At 37.7% G+C, this 8698-nt stretch carries 11 protein-coding genes; 5 read left to right on the top strand and 6 right to left on the bottom strand.

All coding sequences use genetic code 11. The annotated features are described in order from the left end of the window. Positions 1 to 4 precede the first annotated feature (4 nt). The 4 genes from CRJ00_RS06265 to CRJ00_RS06280 are packed head-to-tail and all read left to right on the top strand — an operon-like array spanning position 5 to position 4559. Entirely contained in the window at positions 5 to 1294 is a 1290-nt protein-coding gene (locus CRJ00_RS06265) for an efflux RND transporter periplasmic adaptor subunit (protein WP_099366024.1), read from the top strand. Positions 1295 to 1307: 13 nt separating this feature from the next. Further along, positions 1308 to 1730 carry a Fur family transcriptional regulator gene (locus CRJ00_RS06270; RefSeq protein WP_013597180.1) on the top strand — a complete coding sequence of 141 codons (423 nt, stop codon included), beginning with the start codon at positions 1308 to 1310 and terminating at the stop codon, positions 1728 to 1730. 47 nt (positions 1731 to 1777) lie between these two features. Beyond that, on the top strand, positions 1778 to 2482 hold the full coding sequence (locus tag CRJ00_RS06275) for a transglutaminase-like domain-containing protein (RefSeq protein ID WP_003010388.1): 705 nt from the start codon (positions 1778 to 1780) through the stop codon (positions 2480 to 2482). Between the two features lie 22 nt (positions 2483 to 2504). Then, positions 2505 to 4559 (top strand): heavy metal translocating P-type ATPase, encoded by a 2055-nt coding sequence (locus tag CRJ00_RS06280; RefSeq protein WP_013597178.1) that lies wholly within the window; start codon positions 2505 to 2507, stop codon positions 4557 to 4559. Between the two features lie 126 nt (positions 4560 to 4685). On the opposite strand, the gene CRJ00_RS18780 is transcribed toward CRJ00_RS06280, so the two are convergent. Further along, complete coding sequence (locus CRJ00_RS18780) at positions 4686 to 4862, bottom strand: hypothetical protein (protein WP_180268430.1); 177 nt, start codon at positions 4860 to 4862, stop codon at positions 4686 to 4688. Between the two features lie 36 nt (positions 4863 to 4898). Here CRJ00_RS18780 and CRJ00_RS06285 point away from each other — a divergent pair, with 36 nt between their 5' ends. Then, complete coding sequence (locus CRJ00_RS06285) at positions 4899 to 5720, top strand: RteC domain-containing protein (protein ID WP_099366025.1); 822 nt, start codon at positions 4899 to 4901, stop codon at positions 5718 to 5720. A 441-nt stretch (positions 5721 to 6161) separates the two neighbouring features. On the opposite strand, the gene CRJ00_RS06290 is transcribed toward CRJ00_RS06285, so the two are convergent. The 5 genes from CRJ00_RS06290 to CRJ00_RS06310 all read right to left on the bottom strand — a co-directional run. Further along, the gene (locus CRJ00_RS06290; protein ID WP_180268431.1) at positions 6162 to 6962 is read right to left on the bottom strand and encodes a hypothetical protein; all 801 of its coding nucleotides are present in this window, start codon (positions 6960 to 6962) and stop codon (positions 6162 to 6164) included. 199 nt (positions 6963 to 7161) lie between these two features. Next, the gene (locus tag CRJ00_RS06295; protein WP_099366027.1) at positions 7162 to 7374 is read right to left on the bottom strand and encodes a RagB/SusD family nutrient uptake outer membrane protein; all 213 of its coding nucleotides are present in this window, start codon (positions 7372 to 7374) and stop codon (positions 7162 to 7164) included. Beyond that, entirely contained in the window at positions 7331 to 7645 is a 315-nt protein-coding gene (locus CRJ00_RS06300; RefSeq protein WP_099366028.1) for a carboxypeptidase-like regulatory domain-containing protein, read from the bottom strand. The genes CRJ00_RS06295 and CRJ00_RS06300 overlap by 44 nt, the downstream gene beginning before the upstream one ends. Before the next feature lie 269 nt (positions 7646 to 7914). Next, positions 7915 to 8448 carry a hypothetical protein gene (locus CRJ00_RS06305; protein WP_099366029.1) on the bottom strand — a complete coding sequence of 178 codons (534 nt, stop codon included), beginning with the start codon at positions 8446 to 8448 and terminating at the stop codon, positions 7915 to 7917. Between the two features lie 47 nt (positions 8449 to 8495). After that, a partial coding sequence (locus tag CRJ00_RS06310) for an integrase core domain-containing protein (RefSeq protein WP_099367019.1) occupies positions 8496 to 8698 on the bottom strand: 203 nt, incomplete at its 5' end.

The following is an 8698-nucleotide window of genomic DNA, read 5'->3' on the forward strand; positions in this document are numbered from 1 at the left end:
ATATATGAAACGTATCATAAATAATATAGTTTTTAGCGTTCTTGTCCTCGTAGCATTCTTTGCTTTCAACGCCTGTACAAATAATCATAAAGAGGGCGATGGGCATAATCACGGAACGGAAGCAGAAACAACAACGGACGAACACGAAGAAGAAGAAGAAAATGTTGCAGTGCTGACCGATGAGCAGATGAAAGCGGTGGGTATTGAAATCGGTTCAATTGAACAGAAGCAATTATCCGCAACATTGAAAGCCAATGGAGCATTAAGAGTTCCCAACAGCAACAAGGCGAATGCAACCTCGTTGTTTGGTGGTGTTATCAAATCCCTTAATGTGGAGATAGGCGATTTCGTAAGGAAAGGTCAGGTTATCGCTACTATTTCCAATCCGCAATTCATACAATTGCAGGAAGAATACCTAAGCATCAATAGCCGGATAGAGTTTGCCGAACAGGAACTTGTAAGACAAAGAGAGCTGAACGACGGAAATGTCGGAGCAAAGAAAAACCTGCAAAGTGCCACTACTGAACTGAACACGTTGAGAACACGGAAGTCTTCTTTGAACCAGCAAATTCAAATGATGGGGATTAATCCGGCTTCCTTGTCAAATTCGAGCCTTAAATCCTCATTGGTCGTTACAAGTCCGATAAGCGGTACTATCAGCAATGTTTTTGCCAAAATCGGAAGCTATGTAGATGTGTCATCGCCTATTGCTGAAATCATAGAAAACACAGCCCTGCACTTGGACTTACAGGTGTATGAAAAGGATATTCCTTTAATCAAAATAGGTCAGAAAATAGATTTTGTCGTAACCAACAATCCCAATAAGACTTATTCTGCCGAAGTTTATAGTATCGGCTCATCCTTTAGCGGAGAGAGTAAAACTATTGCTGTTCACAGCAAGATTACAGGAGATAAAGCAGGGTTGATTGACGGAATGAGTATAACCGGAATGGTAAGTTTAGATGATGTATTAAGTACGGCTGTACCCAACGATGCTATTGTCAATGCAGACGGAAAGTATTACATCTTTTTGGTCAAGGAGCAGGAAGAAGAACCCCACGAGCATAAAGAGGGAGAAGCTCACGACCACGATGAAGAGGAGGCTCACGACCACGGTTCTGAAAAGGGAACTCGATTTCTAAGAATGGAAGTCATTAAAGGTGCTTCTCTATTAGGTTATACGGCAATTACACCTGTAAGTGAAATTCCTCACGGAACGCATATCGTGGTAAAAAGTGCATTTTTTGTGAATGCAAAAATGGATGATTCGGGAGAACACGCCCACGCTCACTAAAAAACATTGGATAATGAAAAAAAACATTGAACAGAAGCTGTTGTCAAAGAACACCAATCCGACCAGTATGCGGATATTGGTTTATGATTTCTTGGAGCAACAGCAAACAGCAATGTCCCTATCTGAAATCGAGAGCCATTTTTATAAAGCAGACAGGGTTACGATTTACAGGACTTTGAAAACTTTTGAAGAAAAAGGCATTGTACACAGTATTCAGGAGAACACTACGGTCAAGTATATTCTGTGCCACGATGGGTGTGATGAAAATACACACAAGGATTGGCACTTACATTTCTATTGTAAGATTTGTAAGCAGACAACCTGTAAGGAGGATTTTATAATACCGCAGAATGGAAGTCAGAATTACCGTATCGACGAACTAAAATTATTTGGTAAGGGAATTTGTGAAAACTGTTTAAAGGAGAGTTTGCAATAGCATTGCAGGCTCTCCCTGTGTAACTTTGTTATAAATATAAATGTGTTATGGACACCTATCTTAAAGAAACAAAAATCCTTGACTACTCCAATGCTTCCATACAAAAGCTATTGGAGCAGAGAGGGTGGGAAAACTTGGACACCGTTGCCAAAGTTCAAGCCATTTACAATTTTGTACGGGACGAAATAAAGTTTGGCTATAATGTTTCTGATTATATTTCCGCATCGCAGGTGCTGAATGACGGGTACGGACAATGCAACACAAAAGCCACTTTATTAATGGCTTTGTTAAGAGCAACAGATGTACCTAACCGTATTCACGGCTTTACCATTGACAAGGCATTGCAGAAAGGAGCTATTACAGGTATTTGGTACAGACTATCGCCTAAGAATATCTTGCATAGCTGGGTTGAAGTTTGGGTAAACGAGCAATGGTATTTTTTGGAGGGCGTGATTTTGGATAAACCGTACCTCACTAAATTACAGGAACAGAACAGTGATTGCAAGACCACTTTTTGCGGTTTCGGGGTTTATACCGATAATTTTGAGAACCCGCCGATTGAATGGAACCTCAATAATACATTTATTCAGGATAAAGGCATCAATCGGGACTTTGGCGTTTTTGATACACCCGATGCGTTTTATGCAAAACATCAACAAGAACTGAACGCTTTCAAGAAGTTTATTTTTCAGCATATCGTGAGGCATATAATGAATAATAATGTAGAAAGAATAAGAAATAAAAAAGTGTAACGAACCTAAAAAATTAAAGGCTATGATAAATACAGACAAAAATCACAAGCATACTTACGATGCACAAGGCAAAATGACTTGTTGCACACAGGAAGAAAAAATCTACACCAAAGCAGGTGCTAAGGAATTGGTAAAAGGGCATCACAAAAATGACGGGCATAATCACGACCACAGTGATGATGACGGACACGACCATTCGCATTCAGGAGATACTGACAATGTTTTCAAGATGTTTCTTCCCGCCATTATTTCCCTTGCGCTGTTGCTTGCAGGTATTGCAATGGATAATTGGTTTCCGCAGACGTGGTTTACCGATTGGGTACGGATTATTTGGTACGTGGTGGCTTATGCTCCTGTTGGACTGCCCGTACTCAAAGAAGCCGTTGAGAGTATTCGCAAAGGCGAGATTTTCTCGGAGTTCTTTTTGATGGGCATTGCAACTATCGGGGCATTTGCCATTGGCGAATATCCCGAGGGCGTTGCGGTAATGTTGTTCTATGCCGTTGGCGAAGTTTTTCAGACAATGGCTGTTTCGAGGGCAAAATCAAACATCAAATCTTTGCTTGACCAAAGACCCGATGAAGTAACCGTTTTAAAAAACAATGAACCGCAAACCGTAAAGGCAGAAACTGTTGCCGTTGGCGAAATTATACAGCTTAAACCGGGAGAAAAATTAGGCTTAGACGGAGAACTGTTGTCCGAAACGGCATCTTTCAATACATCGGCTTTAACAGGCGAAAGCAAACCAGATACAAAAAACAAAGGCGAAACCGTTTTGGCAGGGATGATAAATCTCAACACCGTATCGCAGGTAAAAGTTACGACCGCATACACCGACAGTAAGTTGAGCAAGATTTTAGAATTGGTGCAAAACGCCACTGCACAAAAAGCACCAACGGAATTATTTATCCGGAAATTTGCAAAAATCTATACGCCTATTGTAGTGCTGTTAGCCATAGCCATTTGCCTACTGCCTTATTTCTTTGTGGAAAATTATGAGTTTAGAGATTGGCTGTACAGGGCTTTGGTATTCCTGGTTATTTCCTGCCCTTGTGCGCTGGTTATTTCCATTCCCTTAGGTTATTTCGGTGGTATTGGTGCTGCGAGCAAAAATGGAATACTGTTCAAAGGAAGTAACTTTTTAGATGCTCTTTCCGATATTCAAAACGTAGTGATGGATAAGACAGGTACAATGACAGAGGGCGTTTTTAAGGTTCAGGATATCAACTTCAATCCCGAATTTGATAAAGCTGAAATTCTGGAATTAGTCAACATTTTGGAAAGCCATAGCACACACCCCGTAGCAACCGCTATTCACGAATACGTGGGGAGACCGAATAATGAAATTCGATTGGAAAATACGGAGGAAATCGCCGGACACGGTTTGAAATCAACGGTAAACGGTAAGGATTTATTGGTCGGGAATTTCAAACTGATGGGTAAGTTCGGCATATCATACGACTTAGACCCGAACAGCATCGTTTATACAACTATTGCCGTTGCATACGACAGCAAATTTGTTGGTTACATCACGATTGCCGACAGTATCAAAGAAGATGCACAAGAAACCATAACCCTATTGCATAAGCTCAATGTTAAAGCAACGATGCTTAGCGGAGATAAAAGTACCGTTGTGAAATATGTAGCGGAGCAGTTGGGGATAGACAATGCCTTTGGAGATTTATTGCCCGAAGACAAAGTAAACAGAGTTAAAGACATCAAAGCCAAAGGCGAAAGCGTTGCTTTTGTGGGCGATGGTGTAAACGATGCTCCTGTTGTGGCATTGAGCGACGTAGGTATCGCAATGGGTGGATTAGGGAGTGATGCCACTATCGAAACCGCAGATGTGGTCATACAGGACGATAAGCCAAGTAAAATACCTATGGCAATCAACATCGGTAAACAGACAAAGAAAATCGTTTGGCAAAATATCGGTTTGGCTTTCGGTGTCAAAGCTATTGTACTCGTACTTGGAGCAGGTGGATTGGCGACAATGTGGGAAGCTGTTTTTGCGGATGTTGGCGTAGCGTTATTGGCAATTTTAAATGCGGTAAGAATACAGCGAATGAAATTTTAAACCCCTTCAATTTATGAGTTTTGAAAAGGAAAAAGAAAATACGCAAAAAGAAATATATCCCCAATCGGCATATTTCTCAATCAAGAAAGCCTGTAAAAAGGGTAGAAAGATTGCATCACCGAATACTTAATTGGACAATGCTGATTTTCCTCTCTGCCATATTGATATTCCTAATTTTTGCTGTTGTCCGTCATATTTATCATCATTATATAGGTAATTTTCAGCACCATCAACACCAACATCATCATCATCGTTGAAATGACAGATGTTTTTGATGAGGGAACAGCGCTGTTGGTAATTCACTACTCATAGTGCGCTTAAACATTTCAAAATAATCGAATGAATAAATTTTACAACGAAACATTACATAGGTTAAAAACAACAGTCAACGAATTGGAGGTTGAAGCTGATTGCTCCATACAACGGATAGAAGCTGTTATACTTCTTATTGTAGAATGCCTATCCGAATTAAAGGAATATGTGCTAAAAACAGGGTTCAGCGATGAAGACGAAGAAATCCGTTTTTTCAAACATCAGAAACCTACCATCGTTGCAAAGCTCATTTATTACAATGCTGTGTATAAGATTGAAGCCAAAAGACCTTATGGCGGAAAAGAAGTTTTGGAAGAATATTTCAATAAAGAATTATCAAAGCTCAAAAGGTTTTTTGATAACAATATGGCGTTTTACAGCTATTACAGAACCGACAGCACTTATCTTGACCACACCTATTTTGTTCGTGGCAAGCACAATGTTCAATTGAGTTTGGACACATTCTATTTTGAAACCGACCACAGTTTTTCCACTTCCCACGATTACAAAGTAGCAAAGATTATTGCCAATGATTTGATACAGGACTACCTCGAAGACCAACTATCAAAAACAGCCACAAGCGACAAACCGACAACCCTGCATTGGACAGGTAGCAAGACCGCTTTAACCGAATTGATTTATGCACTACATTCACAAGGCATATTCAATAACGCCAATGCAGATATTAAACCTATCGTCAAAGTCTTTGAAAGCACTTTTAATGTTGATTTGGGAGATTTCTATCACACGTTTTTAGAACTCAAATCCCGAAAAATGAACAGAACTAAATTCCTTGACAGCCTTAAAGAAAGCCTTATCAAAAAAATGGACGAGCAGGACGGTAGGTAGGGTTTGCTATATCTGTACAGCGTAAAAAGGGTTTAATAAAAGCCCTTTTTTCTTGTCCTGTTTTACCAAGTGTAATAATCGGATATTAAAATCCTTTGTATGGTTTTGAGAATAATAAATTTTGTATATTTGCTGTGAGCTAACGGAAACGTGTTGAAAAGCAAAGCAATAAGCACCGTTACCAAATCGTTACTTGACTATCTTTGATAACCCACATAAGAGCCTTGTATTCAACCGAAAAGGCTTTTTCCTGAAAACTTTAAAATAAATTCGGTTTTCCAAGATCTATTAGGAATGCTCCATTCCAAAACCTTTAAGAAGAAATATGTTAATATTTCCACTTTATTTCAACTTTTAGAATCTGAAGATTTTCAAAGTTTTTTAATCTCTTGATTTGAATTTTAGATACCAAAGTGTTTCATGGTAAAAAATCGGATTACATTACATATTCTCTTTTTGTTTTTTCTCGGAAAAAGTAAAAGGTAAAAAAAATGAAAATTTCATGTGTTTGCCTCTTTTATATATTACGGGCATTTTTTTAAATAACCGAGCAACCCGTATCGCTTCTTGAATAAAAATCTCGTTGTTTCCGCGAATTGATAATATAGAATCCACGTGTCCCAATTCATTGGCCTCAACTGAAAGTTGCACTTTAATTGTTTCTGTGATTGGAGGGAGGGCCTGCCAGTTAATAAGGGAGTCGATGGTTGAATTAGGGTTCCGAATTTGTCCATAAAAAGGTGTATTTTTCGACAAGGAATTATCAAAGTAAGAAGCATTTTTTAATAAGCCTTTTTCAAAGCTGTATTCGAATTCATGTTCGAAAATGGAGGAAAAGCCCATATGCATATAATATAGAAGTTTCCCTTGGTATGCAGTCACTGTATCCGAAAACCATTCTGCGTACACTCGCCCATCTTTAACTTTTTCAGCAAATAAAGACTTTAGATTTACTTTAGCCGTTCTCTCTCCATTGAAGATATTTGTTAGGTACAATCGGTTATCTATTATTTCCCAATAAGCGATATAGCCTCGCCAACATCCAGAAGAAACACCGCTTAATGAATCGGGAAATAGCGGTTTATTCCACTTGTTTTGTTTTTTCCAATGCTCTAAAGGTAAAGCATGCAGCAGCATGGTATCACCCTTAATAATCAAACGATCTGGTTCTTGTTCTGTTGCATATGTCCTAAAAAATAGGCTCATAGCGAATATTAGGCAAATAATGGTAATGTGTTTCATATGGAATGATCTTTACTCTATGATAAAATATATGGCATAATTCCATAAATTAATTCTTCCAATGGCCAGACCAGACGAATATTACCGGTTTCAAAAAGTATGGATTACCTGGATAAATTTAAAAGATATTCAAGAATAGCTAAAGCAAACAGGAGCTTTCATGTTTATGAAATGCTCCTGTTGTTTTTATAAAATAAGGTTAATAACCTTCATTCTGTTCCAGATTTGGGTTCTTGATAATCTGTTCCTGTGCAATAGGATAAAACTGATGGTAATGTTCTCGATCAGGGAAAAATTGAATTCCTGTTTTGAGCCAGCTGCTACCGATATTTTCCTTTCTTGTGTCGTAAAGGAAATAAAACTCACTTTTACAGATGTTCACCAGTTGGAAGATCCAGGCTATATTTTCCATCCTTATCGGTAGAAGTAGATAAGCCCAATTTCGGGATACTTATTGTGGCTCCAGGAATTGGTTTTCCTGCGGTATTTGTCACTATTCCAGTTATGGTACTGGTCTGTTGAACACTAGTATTGGTTATTTTTAGATTTTTTGAATGGAATTCTGAAGTGATTATGTGGAGATTAGCACCACTAGAATCCTTAATGCAGCATAACTGCAGGATAAAACAGAGACCAAATACGAAGTAAAAACTCGCATAGTCTTTATTTAAGAATGTTAGCATGTAGAATTTTTTTTAATCAATCCGATTGCTTGAATTCAAAGGATTGAATTTTAAGGTAGATTTTTATTAGCCGTTAGTTAGATGTGTTGGGCAGGTTGATTTTCCTCTTCATCCTTTCTTTTTGTTTTTCGGAGGGTAAATTTATGTAAGGTTTGTTATCAGAAAATTAGGGAATTGTTTAATGTTAATTAACTGTTTGAAAGAGAAAAATATGTTTACATGTTAAAGTTGGATACTGATTTATTCTATCCTATATTCTTATAATTTAATTAATATAACACATAAACTCTCAATAATTTTAAATCAATATTCAATGAGCTACCATTTAATCCCAAATAGGATTCGGGCACAAAAATGTTGGCTCCTTCTGATTCTACTTCTATTGAACCATATAATCCTTTCTTCAATTTAATTTGATATTTTCCGGATTTATCAACTGTCATTTTTTTTACCAAGATTTTATCTTGATTGTAGATATATAGCGTACTGTACTCAGGTATCTTTCCTGTTGAACATACTGTTACTTTTCCGTAAACTGTTACACTATCTTTTTCTTCAGGAAATTTATTCGTATAATTAAATGTGTAAGCTGAGCAATTATTCTTATATAATTCTTCTTGGTTTTTATTCTTTGGAGTTGGGAAATAAGATGATTCCTTCTTCATTTTATTAAGTTCATGCTGCTGTTTTGAAGCACATGATCCAAAAATGAATAATGATGAAATTACAACTATCTTTAATTTATTAATTACAACCTTTGTAACCCTCCCTATTTTCGGACTGGCATCCAGGCGAGTTTTCAAATTTAAAAATAGTTGTTATCAATAGGTCAATCTTTTTTAAAGTTGACCTATTGATAACATGCCGCCGGCAGGGCATCGTATTCCATTGGTGTCTTTCCTCCCAATGACTCATGTGGTCTTTTGTAGTTGTAATCCTGAATCCATTCTTCTGCAAGTATCTGTACTTGCTGTGTATCTTCAAAGAGGTAGGCATCCAGGATACTTTCCCGAAATGTGCGGTTGAAACGTTCAATGTAACCGTTTTGCATCG

This window comes from Sphingobacterium sp. 1.A.4 (assembly GCF_002734245.1).
GTDB classification, from domain to species: Bacteria; Bacteroidota; Bacteroidia; order Sphingobacteriales; family Sphingobacteriaceae; genus Sphingobacterium; species Sphingobacterium tenebrionis.